The organism is Amycolatopsis sp. NPDC004378 (genome assembly GCF_053602455.1).
On the sequence record NZ_JBSGDR010000004.1, the window covers coordinates 157,010 to 176,094 of the forward strand.

19 protein-coding genes are annotated in these 19,085 nt (G+C 71.9%); 11 read left to right on the forward strand and 8 right to left on the reverse strand.

The features are described from left to right. Entirely contained in the window at positions 1-228 is a 228-nt protein-coding gene (locus tag ACWEN0_RS15675; RefSeq protein WP_451973575.1) for a ferredoxin, read from the forward strand. Continuing rightward, a complete protein-coding gene (locus ACWEN0_RS15680) occupies positions 221-1,654 on the forward strand; it encodes an NAD(P)/FAD-dependent oxidoreductase (protein WP_451973577.1) in 1,434 nt (477 codons plus the stop codon). The genes ACWEN0_RS15675 and ACWEN0_RS15680 overlap by 8 nt, the downstream gene beginning before the upstream one ends. Before the next feature lie 382 nt (positions 1,655-2,036). Here ACWEN0_RS15680 and ACWEN0_RS15685 read toward each other — a convergent pair whose 3' ends face one another. Further along, the gene (locus tag ACWEN0_RS15685) at positions 2,037-3,443 is read right to left on the reverse strand and encodes an MFS transporter (protein WP_451974291.1); all 1,407 of its coding nucleotides are present in this window, start codon (positions 3,441-3,443) and stop codon (positions 2,037-2,039) included. A 114-nt stretch (positions 3,444-3,557) separates the two neighbouring features. Here ACWEN0_RS15685 and ACWEN0_RS15690 point away from each other — a divergent pair, with 114 nt between their 5' ends. From ACWEN0_RS15690 to ACWEN0_RS15730, 9 genes are all read left to right on the forward strand, one after another. Continuing rightward, on the forward strand, positions 3,558-4,448 hold the full coding sequence (locus tag ACWEN0_RS15690; RefSeq protein WP_451973579.1) for a LysR family transcriptional regulator: 891 nt from the start codon (positions 3,558-3,560) through the stop codon (positions 4,446-4,448). A gap of 344 nt (positions 4,449-4,792) precedes the next feature. Beyond that, on the forward strand, positions 4,793-5,236 hold the full coding sequence (locus tag ACWEN0_RS15695) for a helix-turn-helix transcriptional regulator (protein ID WP_451973581.1): 444 nt from the start codon (positions 4,793-4,795) through the stop codon (positions 5,234-5,236). Positions 5,237-5,246: 10 nt separating this feature from the next. Then, entirely contained in the window at positions 5,247-5,657 is a 411-nt protein-coding gene (locus ACWEN0_RS15700; protein WP_451973583.1) for a VOC family protein, read from the forward strand. Between the two features lie 47 nt (positions 5,658-5,704). Next, positions 5,705-6,892 (forward strand): MFS transporter, encoded by a 1,188-nt coding sequence (locus tag ACWEN0_RS15705; RefSeq protein ID WP_451973585.1) that lies wholly within the window; start codon positions 5,705-5,707, stop codon positions 6,890-6,892. Next, positions 6,883-7,122: an AraC family transcriptional regulator gene (locus ACWEN0_RS15710; RefSeq protein ID WP_451973587.1), complete on the forward strand. Its 240-nt coding sequence runs from the start codon at positions 6,883-6,885 to the stop codon at positions 7,120-7,122. Before ACWEN0_RS15705 ends, ACWEN0_RS15710 begins: the two co-directional genes overlap by 10 nt. Continuing rightward, complete coding sequence (locus ACWEN0_RS15715) at positions 7,119-9,476, forward strand: ATP-binding cassette domain-containing protein (RefSeq protein ID WP_451973589.1); 2,358 nt, start codon at positions 7,119-7,121, stop codon at positions 9,474-9,476. The genes ACWEN0_RS15710 and ACWEN0_RS15715 overlap by 4 nt, the downstream gene beginning before the upstream one ends. Before the next feature lie 105 nt (positions 9,477-9,581). Continuing rightward, positions 9,582-10,598 (forward strand): fatty acid desaturase family protein, encoded by a 1,017-nt coding sequence (locus ACWEN0_RS15720; protein WP_451973591.1) that lies wholly within the window; start codon positions 9,582-9,584, stop codon positions 10,596-10,598. A gap of 10 nt (positions 10,599-10,608) precedes the next feature. Then, complete coding sequence (locus ACWEN0_RS15725; RefSeq protein WP_451973593.1) at positions 10,609-11,670, forward strand: MBL fold metallo-hydrolase; 1,062 nt, start codon at positions 10,609-10,611, stop codon at positions 11,668-11,670. After that, a complete protein-coding gene (locus ACWEN0_RS15730) occupies positions 11,655-11,921 on the forward strand; it encodes a Smr/MutS family protein (protein WP_451973594.1) in 267 nt (88 codons plus the stop codon). The genes ACWEN0_RS15725 and ACWEN0_RS15730 overlap by 16 nt, the downstream gene beginning before the upstream one ends. Positions 11,922-11,923: 2 nt before the next feature. On the opposite strand, the gene ACWEN0_RS15735 is transcribed toward ACWEN0_RS15730, so the two are convergent. The 7 genes from ACWEN0_RS15735 to ACWEN0_RS15765 all read right to left on the reverse strand — a co-directional run bounded on the left by ACWEN0_RS15735 (position 11,924) and on the right by ACWEN0_RS15765 (position 18,931). After that, positions 11,924-12,523, reverse strand: coding sequence for an Rv1733c family protein (locus tag ACWEN0_RS15735; RefSeq protein ID WP_451973596.1), 600 nt, complete (start codon positions 12,521-12,523; stop codon positions 11,924-11,926). A gap of 121 nt (positions 12,524-12,644) precedes the next feature. Beyond that, on the reverse strand, positions 12,645-13,781 hold the full coding sequence (locus tag ACWEN0_RS15740; RefSeq protein ID WP_451973598.1) for a hypothetical protein: 1,137 nt from the start codon (positions 13,779-13,781) through the stop codon (positions 12,645-12,647). A 62-nt stretch (positions 13,782-13,843) separates the two neighbouring features. After that, a complete protein-coding gene (hsaB, locus tag ACWEN0_RS15745) occupies positions 13,844-14,383 on the reverse strand; it encodes a 3-hydroxy-9,10-secoandrosta-1,3,5(10)-triene-9,17-dione monooxygenase reductase subunit (RefSeq protein WP_451973600.1) in 540 nt (179 codons plus the stop codon). Further along, positions 14,380-15,291, reverse strand: a complete 912-nt coding sequence (gene hsaC, locus ACWEN0_RS15750; protein ID WP_451973602.1) for an iron-dependent extradiol dioxygenase HsaC — start codon at positions 15,289-15,291, stop codon at positions 14,380-14,382. Before hsaC ends, hsaB begins: the two co-directional genes overlap by 4 nt. Next, entirely contained in the window at positions 15,291-16,136 is an 846-nt protein-coding gene (gene hsaD / locus ACWEN0_RS15755; RefSeq protein WP_451973604.1) for a 4,5:9,10-diseco-3-hydroxy-5,9,17-trioxoandrosta-1(10),2-diene-4-oate hydrolase, read from the reverse strand. Before hsaD ends, hsaC begins: the two co-directional genes overlap by 1 nt. Continuing rightward, positions 16,136-17,299 (reverse strand): 3-hydroxy-9,10-secoandrosta-1,3,5(10)-triene-9,17-dione monooxygenase oxygenase subunit, encoded by a 1,164-nt coding sequence (gene hsaA, locus ACWEN0_RS15760; RefSeq protein ID WP_451973606.1) that lies wholly within the window; start codon positions 17,297-17,299, stop codon positions 16,136-16,138. The genes hsaD and hsaA overlap by 1 nt, the downstream gene beginning before the upstream one ends. A gap of 33 nt (positions 17,300-17,332) precedes the next feature. Beyond that, the gene (locus tag ACWEN0_RS15765) at positions 17,333-18,931 is read right to left on the reverse strand and encodes an FAD-binding protein (RefSeq protein WP_451973608.1); all 1,599 of its coding nucleotides are present in this window, start codon (positions 18,929-18,931) and stop codon (positions 17,333-17,335) included. Positions 18,932-19,085 lie beyond the last annotated feature (154 nt).

Consider the following 19,085-nt stretch of genomic DNA (forward strand, 5'->3'; position numbering starts at 1 on the left):
ATGCCGCTCCGCTTCGGGGGTGGCCCCCGGATCAGCGTCGACAACGACCGGTGCGAGCTCTACGGCATCTGCGCCATGGAGGCGCCGGACGTGTTCGACCTCGGCCAGGACGGCAGGCTGCGCTTCCACACGCGGCTGCTGGACGAAACCACCTTGGAACAGGCGAAGATGGCCGCCCGCTGCTGCCCGATGCAGGCGGTCGTGATGAGAGGGGACCTGGATGGCTGACGGCGACCGGATCGTCATCGTCGGCGCGGGTGTCGCAGGGTTGCGCGCCGCGGAACGACTGCGGGAACTGAACTTCGACGGCGAGATCGTGCTCATCGGCGACGAGGCGCGGCGCCCCTACCACCGGCCGATGATCTCCAAGGCGCTGGTGATGGGGACCGAACGGCCCAGCGACGTGGGCCTTTCGCACTACCTGCCGGACCTCGACGTGCACTGGCGCCTCGGCGCGCGCGTCACGCACCTGGACACCACCGAGCGGGTCGTGCACCTGCCCGGCGGCGAATCCCTCTGGTACGACGGCCTGATCGCCGCGACCGGCGTCTACCCGCGGCACCTGCCCGGCGCGCCGCGGCACGACCCGCGCGTGCGGATCCTGCGCACGGTCGAGGACTCGATGGCGGTGCGGCGCTGCCTGCACGCCAGCAAGAAGCCGGCCGTCGTGATCGGTGCCGGCCTGATCGGCAACGAGTTCGCGGCGAGCATGCGGCACATCGGCCGCGACGTCACGCTCGTCGGCCACGCGAAGGCGCCGCTGCACCGCTTCGGCGACCGCGTCTCCAGCGGCATCGTCGAGGCGCACCACGAGCACCGCGCGAAACTGGCGATGAAGAGCGAAGTGCGGCACTGGATCAGCACGAAGGACACCGTCGGGCTGCACCTGACGAACAACCAGCTGCTGGTCGCCAGCGTCGTCGTGCTCGCCATCGGCAGCGTCCCGTCGGTCGACTGGATGCGCGGCTCCGGCCTCGACATCAGCGACGGCGTGCTCTGCGACTCGAAGCTGTTCGCCGAGGGCGCCTCCGACGTCGTCATCGCCGGTGACATCGCGCGCTGGCCGAACCTGCGTTTCGACGAGACCCCGCGGCGGGTCGAGCACTGGATCAACGCCGTCGAGTCGGCCCGGCACGCGGCGGAGAACCTGCTGATGGGGCACTCGAGCGCGAAGCCGTTCACCCCGCTTCCCCGCGCGTGGTCGACGCTCTACGACACGCGGCTGCAGATGTGCGGGATGCCGTCGCTGGCCGAGGACACCGTGACCCTGGCCGACGGCATCACCGGCTTCATCCGCGACGGCAGGCTCGTCGGCATCTCCGCGTGGGACAAGCCGAGGGCGATGCTGGACTGGATGGCCGAGCTCGACCGCCGGCTGCCCGCCCCCGACTACGTGCCCGAGCCGGAGCCCGCTCCCGCCCCGGAGGTCGCCGAGGTCCCCACGGTCGAGCCGTCGCTCGCCGCCCTGGCGGCCGACGTGCCGGCGGAGTTCGACAGCGGCTTCGACCACCAGGCCTTCGAGCGCGAGTTCGAGAGCGAGTTCGCCAACGACATCCCCACCACGGCGTTCCCGGCGCAGGCCCCGCCCACCACGGCGTTCGCCGCGCAGCCCGGAGCGGCGCTGCCGACCATGGCCATTCCGATGGGGAGGTAGAGAAGGACCGGGACCCGGCTGCGCGCGGCGGCCGCGTCCCCTCGCCGGTCACCACGCCCCCTCCGCGGCTGGGCGGTGTGGTGGCCGGCCCCCAGCGTCCCCCTGCCCGCCTCGCGTCCGGTGACGGATCGAGCGCCCGGCGGGCCAGGAGAGGGCCATCCCGAAGGAACCCGACGCCTCCGGGATGGCCTTCTTCCGGCACACCGGGCGGGGGCCCGGGGTCGAGCGTCGCGGCGGTCTTCGACCGGTGCGGCGTGCACGTCCGTGACGGCCTTTCCGGGGGAAGGGTATGCCGCCGGGAAGGCCGCCACGGTCGCCAGTCGGGTCGGGGTTGCACCGGTGAAGGCCGTTCCGAGGGAAACGGGAGCCCTCGGAACGGCCTTCACCTCGTGCGGCGGGAAAGCCGCGACTCCCCCACGACGAGCCCGCCGAGGACCAGGACCGCCACGCCGACCACCCGCAGCCCCGCGTCCGCGCCGCTGACGAAGGCCGCGACGACTTCGTGCGCCCGGCCGGTCCGCGCGAGGGCTTCGGCCACCGTGTGCGCGCCGCGGACGTCCGGCGGCAGTACGGCGGCGAACCGGCCGGTCAGGACCGTGCCGATCACGGCGACGCCGAGCGCGCTGCCGAACTCCCGCGTGGTGGCCTGCAGCCCGGTGCCGACCCCGGCCTGTTCCGGCGGGAGTGACCCCGCGATGACGCCCGACAACGTGGGCAGCGCCAGCGTCACGCCGATGCCGGTCACCAGGAGCCACGCGGCGTAGGCCGCGTACGACGTCTGCGTGTCGCTTGTGGACAGTCCGAGCAGGCCGCCGCCGACGAACGCGAAGGCGAGCGCGACGGTGGCGTCGAGGCCGATGCGCCGCGTCAGCAGGCCGACGTGCCGGCCGCCGAGGATCATCGGCACGGTCAGCGGGATGATCCCGAGCCCGGTGCCCAGCACGCCGAACCCCTTGGCGTACTGGAGGAACGACGCGTTGACGTAGAACAGCGCGAACATGCCGAAGAAGACCGTCGTCATGCCGAGGCACGCGCTGCGCAGGCGGGCGATCCGGAACAGCCGCGGGTCCAGCAGCGGGTGTTCGGCGCGCAGCTCGGCGAGCACCCAGGCCGTGAAGAGCACGGCGGCGCAGGCGAACGCGGTCAGGACGACCGTGCTCCCCCAGCCCGCCTCCGGGCCCTGGACGATCCCGGCCAGCAGGGCGACCGACGCGCCGACGAGGAGCACCGCGGCCAGCGGGTCGAGACGCCGGTCGTGGCGCGACGAAACGGGCGCGACCCGGGCCACCAGCGCGGCCGCGACGAGGGCGGCCGGCACCGCGGCGGCGAAGAGCCAGCGCCACGACCCGGCCGTCAGGACCAGCCCGCCGCCGACGTTGCCGGCGACGCCGCCGATGCCGGTCATCGACGCCCAGGTCGCGATGGTCGCGGGTTGGCGTTCCGCGGGCACCGCGTGGAGCAGGACGGCGAGCGAGTTGGGCAGCACCGCGGCGGCGCCGACGCCGGTGAGCGCCCGGCCGGCGAGCAGGAGGACGACGTCCGGCGCGACCGCCGAGAGCAGCGCGCCGGCGGCGAACAGCCCGAGCCCGGCCAGCAGGACGCCCTTGCGACCGAACCGGTCGCCCGCCGCACCGCCCGGGATCACCAGGCAGGCGAACACGATCACGTAGGTGTCGACGATCCAGACGAGCGCCGGCGCGGACGGGTGCAGCGGGCTCGCGGCGAGCAGCGGGACGGCGAGGTTGACCGCCGCGACCATGCCGACCACCAGCACGACGCAGGCGCACATCAGCGGGAGCAGGCCGCCGCGCGAACTCTTGAGGAACATGCTTTCGAAGCTAAGGAACACGGTCTGTGTCGTGCCACGCAACTTCGGCAATGTTCCCTTGCGTACGATGCAACCATGTCCGACCAGCTCGACCTGAACCTGTTGCGCGTGTTCGACGCACTGCTGCGCGAAGGGAGCGTCACGGCCGCGGCCGAGCGTCTCCACCTGTCCATCCCGGCGGCGAGCCGCGCGCTGGGGCGGCTGCGGCGGGCGATGGACGACCCGATCCTGGTGCGCGCCGGCCGCGGGATGGCGCCCACGCCGTTCGCGCTGCGCACGGCACCGCGGGTGCGATCGCTGCTGGAGGAGGCGGCGTCCCTGGTCAACACCGAGTTCTCGCTCGCCTCGCTCGAGCGGACGTTCACGATCCGCATCAACGACGGCGTCGCGGCGACCTTGGCGACGGTGGCGGTCGAGGCCGCGGCGGCGGCCGCCCCGGGCGTCACGCTGCGGTTCGTCGCGGAGGGCACCGAAAGCGCGGAAGCCCTGCGCGACGGCTCGGTCGACCTGGACATCGGCGCCGGCGACGCCTCGGCCCCGGACATCCGGACGGCCGTGCTCTACCGCGAGCGACTGGTCGGCATCGTCCGCGAGGACAGTCCCCTAGGCCGCGCCCGCCGTCCGACGCTCGCGCAGCTGTGCCGCCACCCGCACGTCTCGGCGTCCCGGCGCGGCCGCGCGCGAGGCCCGCTGGACGACGTCCTGGCGGCGGCGGGCCTGCGCCGCCACGTCGCGGCGGTGGTGCCGACGTCCGCGCTGGCCCTGCTGCTGGTGGCGTCGAGCGGCCACGTCGGCCTGGTCCCGGAGCGCCTGGCGGACCAGCACGGCCCGGCTCTGGGCCTGCGCCGCTTCCCGATCCCGGCCGACCTGCCGCAGGTGGAGGTCCGGCTGAGCTGGCACGCCCGCCTCGACGCCGACCCGGCCCAGCGCTGGCTCCGCGACACGCTCCGCGCCGCCCTCGGCTGACCGTGTCGACCCCCCAATCACGCGAGATGCCCCTTCAATCACGCGAGATGCCCCCTCAATCACGTGTGATGCCCCTCCAATCACGGCTGCGGCCGCTCCGAGCGCGGGGCGGGTGCGGTACGGGAGGGGGTCGGCACGCAGGTTCCCGGGCTCGGCGCGCGTGCTCGGAGGGGCGACACGCGTGATCCGGAGGTCGACACGTGATCCTGGAGTCGACACGCGTGATCGGAAGGTCGACACGCGTGATCGGAAGGTCGACACGCGTGATCGGAAGGTCGACACGCGTGATTGGGGGTCGACACGAGGGGCTCCGCCGGAGCCCTCCGGTGTGGCACGATCGTGCGGTGAGCAGCACGTCCGCCTCCGAGCAGTACCTGCGTGACCTTGCCTTGCTGCGCCGGGTGCGCGACCGGATCGACCGGGAGTACGCGCAGCCGCTCGACGTCGAGGCGCTTGCGCGGGGCGTGAACATGTCCGGCGGGCACCTCAGCCGGCAGTTCCGGCGGGCCTACGGAGAGTCACCGTATTCGTACCTGATGACGCGGCGGATCGAGCGGGCCATGGCGTTGCTGCGCAAGGGCGAGCTGAGCGTCACGGAGGTGTGCTTCACCGTCGGCTTCTCGTCGCTCGGCACCTTCAGCACGCGGTTCGCCGAGCTGGTCGGGATGCCGCCGAGCGTCTACCGGGAGCAGCAGGCCGAGGCCACCGTCGGCATGCCGCCGTGCGTGGCCAAGCAGGTCACCAGACCGATCAGGAATCGAGAAGCGCGGCCTTCGGCGGCCACATAGTGTGACCGTCATGGACGTCACCATTCACGCGAGTTTCCTCCCGCACACCGACGCCGAGGCCTCGCTCGCCTTCTACCGCGACCTGCTCGGCTTCGAGGTCCGCCAGAACGTCAAGTACGGCGACCTGAACTGGATCACCGTCGGCCCGCCGAACCAGCCGGACACGGCGATCGTGCTCTCGCCGGTGGCCGCGACGCCGGGCTTGACCGACGACGAGCGCCGGATGATCGCCGAGATGATGGCCAAGGGCACCTACGCCTCGATCAACCTGGCCACCAAGGACCTCGACGCCCTCTTCGCGAAGCTCGAAGCGGGCAACGCCGAGGTCGTCCAGGAGCCGGTCGACCAGCCCTACGGCGTCCGCGACTGCTCGTTCCGCGACCCCGCCGGCAACCTCCTGCGCATCCAGGAGCTCCGCTGACCGAGGTCGCGGCCCGGTCGTACCGCGAGGTCCTGCGTGACCGCCGGGTGGCCGGGCTGCTGCTGGGGGACCTGCTGGCCAACGTCGGCACGGGCATGATCATCGTCGCGATGCCGGTGCAGACGCTGTCGCTGCACGGAAACGTGCCGAAGGCGATCGCGATCGGGCTGGTGGAGGCCGCGCCGTTCGTGCTCTCCACCGTCCTCGCGCTCGCGATCGGCCTGGGCCGGGTGCGCGTGCCGCCGCGGACGCTGCTGCTCGCCGACTGCGTGCTGCGGTCGGCGACCTTCACCGTCCTCGGGGTGCTGTCGGTGACCGGACGGCTGACCCTGCCGGTGCTGGTCGCCGGGCTCCTGTTCGGCGCGACGGGGAAGCTCGCCGGGTCGAGCAGCCGCCGTCTGCTGGCGACGTCGGCCGCGGGCGAGGCCGGGCGGTTCTCGGTCAACGGCCTGCTCGGGCTCAACACCACGTTCGCGCTGTACATCGCCGGGCCGGTGCTGGGCGGCCTGGTCGTCGCGACCACCGGGGCGGGGTACGCGCTCTTCTTCGACGCCTTCGGCGCGCTGATCCTGCTGGCGGCCACGCTGCTCTTCGTGCCCAAAACAACCGAAGACCGCGACGCGCTGCGCGAACCGAGGACGTCCGGCTGGCGGATCCTGCGCCGCCGCCCGGTCGCCGCCCGGCTCCTGGTGGTCGAGTTCTTCTTCAACTTCCTCTACATGCCCATCGAGGTCGCGCTCCCGCTGTACGTGAGCGGGACGCTGCACGCCGGCGCGTCCGGCCTCGGCCTGCTGTGGGGCGCGCTCGGGGTCGGCGCGTTCCTCGGCTCCGCGCTGGTCAACCAGCTGCGGAACCTGCCGCAGCGGCCGCTGCTGGTCGCGATCATCGGGCTGTGGGCGCTGTGCCCGATCGCGCTCGCGGCCGTCGGCGACCTCACCGCCGCGCTGGTCGTCTTCGGCCTCGGCGGCCTGGTCTACGCGCCGTTCACGCCGGTCGCCTACAGCTTCCTGCAGTCGGGCCTCGAACCCGGGGAACAGCAGCAGGTCGTCACGCTCTGGACGACCGGCGCCACCGTCGCCGCGCCGCTCGGCCTGGCGCTGGGCGGGCCCCTGATCGAACTGTCCGGCACCACCGGCGGGCTGGTGCTGTCCGGCGTCTTGACCCTCGCCCTGCTCCCGATCGCCGCCCGCGCGGTGCTGGGGCGCACCCCGGAAAGGACCGCCCGATGTGCCTGAGCCTCCAGATCGCCGCGCACCAGCACCTGCGTGACCTGGCCCTGCTGCGCCGGATCCGCGACCGCATCGACCGCGAACCGACCCTCGACGTCGAGGCGCTCGCCGGCGACGCCGGCCTGACCGCGGCGGAGTTCGTCCGCCGGTTCCGGGACGCCTACGGGCAGTCGCCGCACGACTACCGGCGGGCCGTCCGCCCCTTCCCCTTCGACCGAGTCCTGGAGCCCCGATGACCAAGCACGTCGCCGACAGCCACGACCTGATCCGCGTCCACGGCGCGCGCGTGAACAACCTCAAGGACGTCAGCGTCGAGCTGCCGAAGCGGCGCCTGACGGTGTTCACCGGCGTCTCCGGCTCCGGCAAGAGCTCGCTGGTGTTCAGCACGATCGCCGCCGAGTCGCAGCGGCTGATCAACGAGACCTACAGCACCTTCGTGCAGGGGTTCATGCCGACGCTGGCGCGGCCGGACGTCGACGTCCTCGACGGGATCACCACCGCGATCATCGTCGACCAGGAGCGGATGGGCGCCAACCCGCACTCCACCGTCGGCACCGCGACCGACGCGAACGCGATGCTGCGCATCCTCTTCAGCAGACTCGGGCAGCCGCACATCGGCTCGCCCCAGGCGTTTTCGTTCAACGTCGCGTCGATTAGCGGCGCGGGCGCGGTCACCATCGAGAAGGCCGGACGGCAGATCAAGGAACGCCGCAGCTTCAGCATCACCGGCGGCATGTGCCCGCGCTGCGAAGGCCGCGGCAAGGTCAACGACATCGACCTGACTGCGCTCTTCGACGAGAACAAGTCGCTCAACGAAGGCGCGATCACCATCCCGGGCTACAGCATGGAGGGCTGGTTCGGCCGCATCTTCCGCGGCTCCGGCCTCTTCGACCCGGACAAGCCGATCAAGAAGTTCACCAAGAAGCAGTTCAACGACCTGGTCTACAAGGAACCGACCAAGATCAAGGTCGAGGGCATCAACCTGACGTTCTCGGGGCTCGTCCCGGCGATCCAGAAGTCGATGCTGGCCAAGGACGTCGACTCGATGCAGCCGCACATCCGCGCGTTCGTCGAGCGGGCGGTCACCTTCACGACGTGCCCGGACTGCGCCGGCACGCGGCTGTCCGCAGAGGCCCGGTCGTCGAAGATCGACGGGATCAGCATCGCCGACGCGTGCGCGATGCAGATCAGCGACCTCGCCGCGTGGGTGGCGAAGCTGGCCGAGCCGTCGGTCGCGCCGCTGCTGGACGCGCTCAAGCGCACTTTGGACTCCTTCGTCGAGATCGGCCTCGGCTACCTCTCGCTCGACCGTCCCTCCGGGACGCTCTCCGGCGGGGAAGCCCAGCGCACCAAGATGATCCGGCACCTGGGGTCGTCGCTCACCGACGTCACCTACGTTTTCGACGAGCCGACGATCGGGCTGCACCCGCACGACATCCGGCGGATGAACGACCTGCTGCTGCAGCTGCGGGACAAGGGCAACACGGTGCTGGTCGTCGAGCACAAGCCGGAGGCGATCGCGATCGCCGACCACGTCGTCGACCTCGGCCCGCACGCCGGGTCCGACGGCGGCGAGGTCGTCTTCGAGGGCACGGTGGCCGGGCTGCGCAAGAGCGGGACGCTGACCGGGCGTCACCTCGACGACCGCACGACGCTGAAGCCGTCGGTGCGGACGCCGTCGGGTTTCCTGGAGGTGCGCGGCGCTTCGACGCACAACCTGCAGGACGTCGACGTCGACATCCCGCTCGGCGTGCTGACCGTCGTGACGGGCGTGGCGGGCTCGGGCAAGAGCTCGCTGATCCACGGCTCGGTGTCCGGCGGCGAGGGCGTCGTGACGGTGGACCAGACCGGCATCCGCGGCTCGCGCCGGAGCAACCCGGCGACGTACACGGGGTTGCTCGAGCCGATCCGCAAGGCGTTCGCCAAGGCCAACGGCGTGAAGCCGGCGCTGTTCAGCGCGAACTCCGAAGGCGCGTGCCCGAACTGCAACGGCAACGGTGTCGTCTACACGGACCTCGGGATCATGGCCGGCACCGCGACGCCGTGCGAGGTCTGCGAGGGCAAGCGGTTCCTGGCCGAGGTGCTGGACTACGAGTTCGGCGGGCGCGACATCAGCGAGGTGCTCGGGATGTCCGTGGCCGCGGCGCAGGAGTTCTTCGCCGACGGCGACGCGAAGCTCCCGGCGGCGCACAAGATCCTGACCCACCTGTCGGACGTCGGCCTGGGGTACCTGACCCTGGGCCAGCCGTTGACGACGCTGTCCGGCGGCGAGCGGCAGCGCATCAAGCTGGCGACGCACATGGCGGAGCAGGGCGGGGTGTACGTCCTCGACGAGCCAACGGCGGGCCTGCACCTGGCCGACGTCGAGCAGCTGCTGGGCCTGCTGGACCGGCTGGTGGACGCGGGCAAGTCGGTGATCGTCATCGAGCACCACCAGGCGGTGATGGCCCACGCGGACTGGATCGTCGACCTCGGCCCGGGCGCGGGCCACGACGGCGGCCGGATCGTGTTCGAGGGGACGCCGGAGCAGCTGGTGAAGGCGCGCAAGAAGACCCTGACCGGTGAGCACCTCGCGGAGTACGTCGGCTGACGCCCCGGGGAGCGTATACCAGAGTGCGGGGTAGGGCGGGCCCCCCGAAATGGCCTGGGGCGCTCCGGGTTCCGGGAGGCGCCCCTACCGCGAAGACTCGGGTGGGTGACCACCACAGAGATCAGCACCGGCAGCGACTTCGCCCGGCTCGGCCACCGCATCTCCGCCGCCGGGCTGATGGTGCGCCGCCCCGGCTACTACACCGTGCGGTTCGCCGTCGTCGGCGGGTTGTTCGCCGCCGGCTGGGTGGCCTTCGCGCTGCTCGGGAATTCGTGGTGGCAGCTGGCCATCGCCGCGTTCCAGGCCGTCCTGTTCGGCCAGATCGCCTTGCTGTCCCACGATCTCGCGCACAGGCAGGTGTTCCGCCGCCGCCGGCCGACCGAGATCGCCGGGATGCTCGCGGGCAACCTCGGCATCGGCATGAGCTACGGCTGGTGGATGGACAAGCACACCCGCCACCACGCCAACCCCAACCACGAGGAGCTCGACCCCGACGTCGACCCGGACATCCTCGTGTGGTCGAAGGACCAGGCCCGCGCGGCGAACGGCGTCGCCCGGTTCGTCGGGCGGTACCAGGCTTTCCTGTTCTTCCCGCTGCTGACGCTCGAAGGCCTGAACCTGCACTGGTCCGGCATCCGCGCCGTGCGCAAGCCCGGCCTGCGCCGCCGCGGGGTGGAAGCCGCGTTGCTGGCCGCGCACTACGGGCTGTACTTCGGCGTGCTGCTGACCGTCCTCTCCCCTGGCATGGCGCTCGCGTTCTTCGCCGTCCACCAAGGACTCTGGGGTGTCTACATGGGATCGATCTTCGCGCCCAACCACAAGGGCATGCCGACGCTGACCGGCCGGCCGGAGCTCGACTTCCTCCGCAAGCAGGTGCTGACGTCGCGCAACGTGCGCGGCGGCGTCGTGACCGACGTCGCCCTCGGCGGGCTCAACTACCAGATCGAGCACCACCTGTTCCCGAGCATGCCGTCGCCGCACCTGCGCCGCGCCCAGCCGATCGTCCAGGCCTACTGCGCCGAGCTGGGCATCCCCTACCTGCAGACGAGCCTGGTCGAGTCCTACCGGCAGGCGCTCACCCACCTGCATGAAGCTGGGGCGCCTCTCAGGAACCGTTCGTAGACTCGGGTCCATGAGGAAGACGATCGCGGCGTTGCGGGACCTGCCGGCCGCGTTCGGGGCGAAGGCCACGGGCGCGCGAGCCGAGCGGGTCCGCTCGTCGCCGCAGTTCGACGGCAGGGTGTTCCGCAACGCGGCGCCGCGGCACCCGATGACCGCGGCGTCGATGCGGACCATCTTCCGGGAGATGTTCTTCGGCGAGCACCGCGAACTGCGCAAACCGGGCGGCGCGGTGCCGCTGGTCGCGGACGAGCCCGTCGAGACGGCCGAGGGCGCGTACCTGACCTGGTACGGCCACGCGTCGGCGCTGGTCGAGCTGGACGGCGCCCGCGTGCTGCTCGACCCGGTCTGGAGCGAGCGGGTGTCGCCCGCGGCCTTCGCCGGCCCGCGGCGGCTGCACGAGCCGCCGGTCGCGCTGTCGGGCCTCGGCCGGGTCGACGCGGTCGTCATCTCGCACGACCACTACGACCACCTGGACCTCGCGACCGTCCGCGCGCTGGTGACGTCGACCGAGGCACCGTTCCTGGTCCCGCTCGGCGTCGGCGCGCACCTGGAGCGCTGGCACGTCCCGGCGTCGCGCATCATCGAACTCGACTGGCACGAAGAGGCCACGGTCGCGGGCGTCCGCTTCGTCGCGACGCCGGCCCAGCACTTCTCGGGCCGGGGCATCACGAACGACGACACGCTGTGGACGTCCTGGGCGCTCCTGGGCCCGGCGCACCGCGTGTTCTACAGCGGCGACACGGGGTATTTCGATGGTTTCGCGAAGATCGGCCAGGAGCACGGCCCGTTCGACGCCGCCCTCATCCAGATCGGCGCGTACGCCCCGCACTGGCCGGACATCCACATGACACCGGAGGAAGGCGTCGCGGCGGGCCTCGACGTCCGGGCGAAGCTGCTGGTCCCGGTGCACTGGGCGACGTTCCAGCTGGCGATGCACCCGTGGGGCGAGCCGGCGGACCGGGTCTGGCGTGAGGCCAAGGCGGCGGACCTGCCGCTGGCCATCCCCCGCCCGGGCGAGCGGATCGACGTGACCGGGCCCCCGCCGGTGGACGGCTGGTGGCAGGCGCTGTGAAGCTGAAGCTGGACCTCCATGACATCTACAACCGCGGCGGCGAAATCGACCGGGCGCTCAAGGCGATCATCGACGAGGCCGTCGCCAAGAAGGCGCCGCTGGTCGAGATCATCCCCGGCAAGGGTTCGGGCCAGCTGAAGAAGCACGTCCTGCGGTTCCTCGAGCGCAAGGACGTCAAGGCGCTCTACCACCGGGTCGAGAAGGACAAGGACAACTTCGGCCGGGTGTTCGTGCACTTCCGCTGGAAGTGACCTCAGAACCGGCTGTCGTGCCGCGCTTCGGCCCAGGCGCGGTCCCACGCCGCCGAGTGGAGGCGGCCCACCGCGAAGCGGCCGATGCCGTACAGGCCCGTCAGGGACCCCGTGATGGCCACCCACAGCAGGATCGCCGCGAAGACGCCGTCCGCCGCCGACGTCGACGGGGACAGCGGCTCGGTCGTCAGCTCGCCGCGCTGGTCCAGCCACACCGGCACGTGCGTGCCCGCCGGGCTGCCCGCGTCCGCCAGGACATCGCCGGTGTGGCGGGTGCCGCGGGCGTCGAACCAGGCGGCCTGGACCGTCGTCTGGTCGGCCGGGGCGCCGGCGCCGTCGGTGCTGTACGTCTGGTTGGGCGCCGCGGCGAGCGAGACGGCCGTGGCCGGGTGCCGCGTGGTGCGCTCCTGCTCGGCGCGTGTGGTCTGGGAGGCGTAGGTGTCGGAGCCGAAGGCCGCCGCGAAGGGCAGGGCCAGCAGCGCACCCGCGAAGACCAAGATCAGCAACGCGGCTTCGACGCGGTCGCCGAACCTGGTCAGCGGGTTGCGCCCGGGGTGCAACCGGCGCCGGAACCGGGCGATCCGTCCGCTGGGCCCACGCATGCGCGACTCACTCCTCCCAGAAAAAACACCAACTCCATAACAGTGTGCGCGCGGGGGCTCGACTTTCTCATGGAAATGGGATGCGGCCCACCTGTGAATCCTTCCACACCACCCGGTCGCGCTAACTGGCCGCGATCGCCGACCACAGGGCGTAAGTGATTTCGGGTCCGCAGACGTCCGAGTGGCCGTGCACGAACCGGTCCGCGAGGAGGTTGTGCGGGACGCCCGGGCGCCAGCGGTAGGTCCCGCCCACCGGCAACAGCTCCGCGGTGACGGCCTCGGCCGTGCCCTGCGCGCCGTTGCGGCCGAGGCCGCCGTACGGGCTCGCCGCGGACGCCTTCCGGCCCGCGATCCGCGACGCGATCGCGTAGGCGACGCCGACGGCCAGGTCGTTCGCGGTGTGCGTGACGAGGATCGGCCCGGTGACGACCCGTCCGGCCACGACCTCGCGGAACGCGCCGGGCCGCGGCCCCGCTTCGCCGTCGTCCCAGTCCGCGGCGAAGCCGTGGTGCGAAAACGCCGCCTGCAGCAGCGTCAGCGTGGCCAGCGACCCGGCCGGGCGGGCGTTCGCGGCCGCCGTCACCAGCCGCCCGCCGAAGCTGTGGCCGACGAGGTGGACCCGCGGGCCCGGCCGGGGGAACGTGGCCAGCAGCGGGGCCAGGCCGCGCTCCCCCACGTCGTCCGCGCGGGCCTTCATCTCGTAGTAGGCGAGGAAGTCGAGGAGGTGCTTCGCCGCGTCGGCGGAGCCCGTGCCGCCGAGCCGGTCCATCACCGTGCCGCCGGGCAGCGTGAACAGCTGGGTCGACGCGTCTTCCCGGTCGTCCGCGCCGCGGGCGGCCACCGAGAGCAGGGCCGCGGCGAACGCCGTGCGCGCGGTCGCGCGGGCGGTCAGGGCCGGCACCAGGTCGGCCGCGGCGTCGATGGTGAGCCGCTGGCCGGGCACGAGGTCCCGCAGCTGGTCGAGCCGCTCGGCCAGGCCCGCTCCCGGTTCCAGCCCGGCGAGCTTCCGCGACGGCCACAGCACGCAGGCCAGCGCGATCCGGCGCCCGGGGCCCGCGACCGCGCGCAGCGACTCCGCGAGGGACGCGTAGAGCAGCCGCGCGGTCAGGTGGTCGTTGGTCCAGCCGTGGCTCAGCACGACGAGGTCGGTGACCGCGGCGTCGGCCGCGAGCTCGCGCACGGCCGCGCCCCGGTCGCCGACGAGCTTGCCCGCCTGGTCGAATTCGACTTCGGCGGCCGGGAACCCGGACAGCTCCACGGGGTCCTCCTCGGGCGACGACTCCCCGGAAGTCGCCCGAACCCCGGCCGCCGTTACCCGGCTCAGAGCCAGTCGTCCGGCCGCGGCCACGGCATCAGCGCCGCGAGCGCGTCCCGCGCGGGCTCGGTGACCGAGTACCGGCCGCGGTGGAAGAGCAGCGGCCGCGCGTCCGACGGCGTGCCGAGCGCGGTGACCCGGCCGATCACGACGTAGTGGTCGCCGGCCTCGTGCACCGCCTCCAGGGAGCAGTCGATCCAGGTGAGCGCGCCGTCGAGCAGCGGGGCCCCGGACGGCGCGGGCGTCCAGCCGAACCGGCTGAACTTGTCCTCGCCGCGGGCGCCGAAGACCGCGCTGACCTCCTGCTGGTCCTCGGCCAGCACGTTGACGGCGAACCGGCCGGCCGCGGCGAGCACCGGCCACGTCCGCGACGTCTTCGCCGGGCAGAACAGCACCAGCGGCGGGTCGAGCGACAGCGCGGCGAACGACTGGCAGGCGAACCCGGCGAGGGTGTCGCCGTCGCGGCCGGTGACCACCGTGACGCCCGTGCAGAAGTGCCCGAGCACGCTGCGGAATTCGGTCTGGTCGACCGCCACCGCGGTCATGCGCCGGGCGGTCGCGCGCCGACCGAGAAGTCGTGCCCCCACAACGAAACCGCGGTGCTTTCGCGGGCGATCCAGTTGTCGTCGTCGACCTGACGGCCTTCGCAGCCGAACTCGACGTCGAAGCCGCCGGGGGTCTTCATGTAGAACGACAGCATCAGGTCGTTGACGTGCCGGCCGAGCGTGGCCGACATCGGCACCTTGCGCCGGATCGCGCGGTCGAGGCACAGCCCGACGTCGTCGGTGTTCTCCACCTCGACCATCAGGTGCACGATCCCGGACGGCGTCGGCATCGGCAGGAACGCCAGGCTGTGGTGGCGCGGGTTGCAGCCGAAGAACCGCAGCCACGCGGGTGGCCCGTCGGCGGGCCGGCCGACCAGCTGCGGGGGCAGCCGCATCGAGTCGCGCAGCCGGAAGCCGAGGACGTCGCGGTAGAACCGCAGCGACGCCTCGTCGTCCTTTGTAGACAAAACGACGTGGCCGAGGCCCTGCTCGCCGGTGACGAACTTGTGGCCGTACGGGCTCACGACACGCCGGTGCTGCAACGCGACGCCGTGGAACACCTCTTGCGTGTTGCCGGACGGGTCGTCGAAGCTGATCAGCTCGTCGACGCGGCGGTCGGCCAGCTCGTCGGGCGTGCCCTCCTTGTAGGGCACCGACGCACTGTCCAACCGGGACCGCAGCTCGGCCAGCTCCCCCGCGTGAGCGACCTCCCAGCCCGTGACGGCGAGCCGGTCGGCGTCGCCGGGCGAGACGACCAGGCGCGCCGGGAAGTCGTCCATGCGCAGGTAAAGCGCATCCGGGTTGGTGCCGCTGCCTTCGACCATGCCGAGCACCTTGAGCCCGTACTCGCGCCACGCGGCCATGTCGGTGGCTTCGACGCGGAGATAGCCCAGTGACCGGATGCCCATCAGGAACTCCCGAGGAAGTCGAGGGCCAGCCGGTTGAATTCGTCGAACTTCTCCAGCTGGGCCCAGTGTCCGCAGCCGCCGAACACGTGCAGCTGCGCGCGCGGGATGGTCTTCAGCGCCACGAGCGCGCCGTCCAAGGGGTTGACGCGGTCTTCGCGGCCCCAGATCAGGAGCACGCGCTGACGCAGCCGGTGGGCCTCGCGCCAGAGCATGCCCTCTTCGTAGGTTTCGGGGTGGGCGAACGACATCCCCATCGCCCGCATCGCGGCGAGCGACTCGGGCGTGTTCGCCGCGGCGAAGCGCTCGTCGATCAGCTCGTCGGTGATCAGCGCCTGGTCGTGGACCATGATCCGCAGGAACGCTTCCATCCGCTCCCGGCTCGGCTTGGCGCCGAACTTGCCGAGGTTCTTGACGCCCTCGGTCGGGTCGGGCGCGAACAGGTTGACGCTCAGCCCGCCCGGCCCCATCAGCACCAGGCGCCCGGCGCGCTTGCCGTGGTTCAGCGCCAGCCGGACCGCCGCGCCGCCGCCGAGGGAGTTGCCGACGAAGTGGGCGCGCTCGATGCCGAGCGCGTCCATCAGGCCCACGACGGCGTCCGCGCTGTGTCGGAAGTACTGCGGGTGCTCGGCCGGCTTGTCCGAGCGGCCGAAGCCGGGCTGGTCGACGGCGATCGTCCGGTAGTGCTTGGCGAACTCCGGCAGGTTGCGCCCGAAGTTGCTCCACGCCGACGCGCCGGGCCCGCCGCCGTGCAGCAGGATCACCGTCTCGGCGTGTTCCGCGCCGGCTTCGTGGTAGTGCAGCTTCAGCGAACCCGCCTGGACGTACTTGCCTTCGGGAGCGGCCATCAGTACATCGCGTTCTCGACGGGGAGCCCGAAGGCGCCGGTGCCGAACATGACGTACGCGCGCTCGGCGTCGTTGGCGGCGTGGACGCGGCCCGCGTGCGCGTCGCGCCAGAAGCGCTGGATCGGCGTGCCCCGCTGGATCGCGCGGCCACCGGAGTTCTCGAAGAGCCGGTCGATCGCGGCGATCGCGCGCTCGGTGCCGCGGACCTGGTCGCGCCGGACACGCAGCCGGAGGTCGCTGGGCAGCCGTTCTTCGCGCTTGGCCAGCTCGTACAGGTCCTCGATGTTGCGGGTCAGCTGCAGCCACGCGGCGTCGATCTCGCTGGCGGCTTCGGCGATCCGCACCTTGGCGAACGGGTCCTCTTTGGACTGTTCACCGGCGTAGGCGGCCCGCACGCGCTTGCGCTGGTGCTCGACGTGCGCGTCGTAGGCGCCCTGGGCCATGCCGATGATCGGTGCGGTGATCGTGGACGGGTGCACCGAGCCGTAGGGCAGCCGGTACAGCGGCCCGGGGTTGACGGCCTGGCCGGGCACCTTGCACTTCGACGTCGCGATGAAGCTCAGCGCCCGGTGCTGCGGCACGAAGACGTCCTCGACGACGATGTCGTTCGACCCGGTGCCGCGCAGGCCCACGGTGTCCCAGACGTCGACGATCGTGTAGTCCGCGATCGGCAGCAGGTAGGTGCAGAAGTCGACCGGCTTGCCGTCCTTGAACGCCGGCCCGCCGAGCAGCACCCACGTGCAGTGGCCGGAGCCGGAGGAGAAGCTCCAGCGGCCGGACAGCCGGTAGCCGCCGTCGACGACCTCCGCCTTGCCCATCGGCGCGTACGACGACGAGATCCGCACGTCCTCGTCCTCGCCCCAGACCTCCTGCTGCGCCTGCTGGTCGAACAGCGCCACGTGCCACGGGTGGACGCCGAGGATGGAGGCGACCCAGCCGGTGGACCCGCACGCGCCGGCGATCAGCTTGACCGCGGTGTAGAAGCTCACCGGGTCCGTTTCGAGGCCGCCGAACGGTTTCGGCTGCAGCATCTTGAAGAACCCGGTCTCCTGCAGGGCCTTGACGGACTCCTCGGGCACGTTCCGCGCGTCCTCGGTGTCCTGGGCCCGCTCCCGCAGGACCGGCAGGAGGTCCCGGACCCCGGCGATCACCTGCTCGCTCATGCGCAGTTCCTCTCTCGTGTCACTGCACAGAGACTAGAACACGTTCTCGTTTTTGTCGAGAACGCCCTGCGCCAGGGCGCTGTTGATCCCTGCCCTGCGGCCGGAAAACACGCAGTCGGCCAGGGAGAGACCGCTCACGTAGGACCTGGAACAGATTCCCACCGCGGTGCGGCCGGCGGCGTACAGCCCGGCGATCGGCTCACCCGCGTCGTTCCGCACCGCGCCCGTGTCCTCGTCGACGACCAGGCCGCCGAGGGTGAGCATCGGCGTCGGGTAGCCCAGGTTGGGCCGCACGGAGATGTCGATCAGCGAGTACGGCGGGTGGTCCAGCCGCCGCGCGAACTCGGCGGGCTTGCCCATCGGGTCCTCGGCGCCGTGGTACGCCTCGACGCTCGCGCGCAGGCCCTGGGGATCGACGCCGGCCTTGCGCGCCACCTCTTCGACGCTCGCGCCGGTCACGCGGCCGCGGCGCAGCAGGTATTTCAGCTGGAGTCCCTGGAACCACTGGCTTTGCGCCTTCGTGTCGCGCCGGGCTTCGGTGACGATCGGCGCGTCGACGAGCAGCCAGCCCTTGCTCCCGTGGTCCTCGATGAGCTTCTCGCCGACGGCGGCGCCGTAGCGGGACTCGTCGATGACGCGGCGCCCCTCGACGTCGACGATGATCCCGCCGAGGAACGCGCTGGGCGGCGTGATGAACCGCCACGCCGAGATCCGGCCGAGTTCGCCGGTCGCGCCACCGGCCTCGACGCCGAGCCGCAGGCCCGAACCGTCGTCGGCGGACGTGCCGAGCGCGAGCCCGCCGCGGTACTTCGGAGCGTGCTCACGCACCAGCTCCCGGTTGGCGATGAACCCGCCCGCGGCGAGGACGACCCCGCGCCGGGCGGTGATCCGCAGCTCACGGCCGTGCGCACGCTCGAGGCGCTCGACGCGGCGGTGCAGGGACTTGCGCAGCGAGGGCACGTAGATCCCCGGCTTCGCGGCGTACCGCGCGAGCCGCCGGTGCCGGGCGCGCACGCCCGCCGGGGCGCCACGCAGCGTGCCGGCGACCAGCCCGGTGACGCGGCCGTCCTCGGTGATCAGGCTCCGCGCGTTCGTCTGGCTCAGCACCCGGATGCCCCGCTTGCGCACGGCCTCCTCGAGGCGCGTCATGAGCGTCTTTCCCGAGGTCCCGGGCCCTTTTACCCGGTGACCGCGTGGGGCGGGCTTCGCCGCGTCGCGGAAGCCGCCCGCGGCTTCGCTGCCGGAGTAGTACAGGTAGTGGGCGTCGCTCGGATACGACGTCTTGTACGGGCAGAGGCTGCCTTCGAAGGGCACGCCGTTGCCCTCCAGCCAGGTGATCATCTCGCGGCTGCCCTCGCAGAACCGCTTCAACGTCTTCTCCGTGACGACGTCCCCGGCTTCGAGCCGAAGGTAGGCGTACATCGCGTCGACGGAGTCGTCGACGCCCGCGTCGAGCTGCTGGGCGGTGCCGCCGCCCGCGTAGACCACGCCCCCGCTGACCGCACTGGCCCCACCGCCCGCGAAGCGCTCGACGATGATGACCTCGGCGCCCGCGTCGGCCGCTTCGAGGGCGGCGCAGGCGCCGGCCGCCCCGAACCCCACGATGATGACGTCCGCGACGAGTTCGTCCATGGTCGATACCCTAGAACTGAAACACGTTCTCGTCTATGGTGAGCGAAAGCGGCTCCCAACTGGATACTCTTCTTGTGGAACACGTTATCGATATGGCCGAAAGAAGGCGGAGACGGACCGCAGCGATCCGCTCGTCGCGACGGTTTCCGCCGTG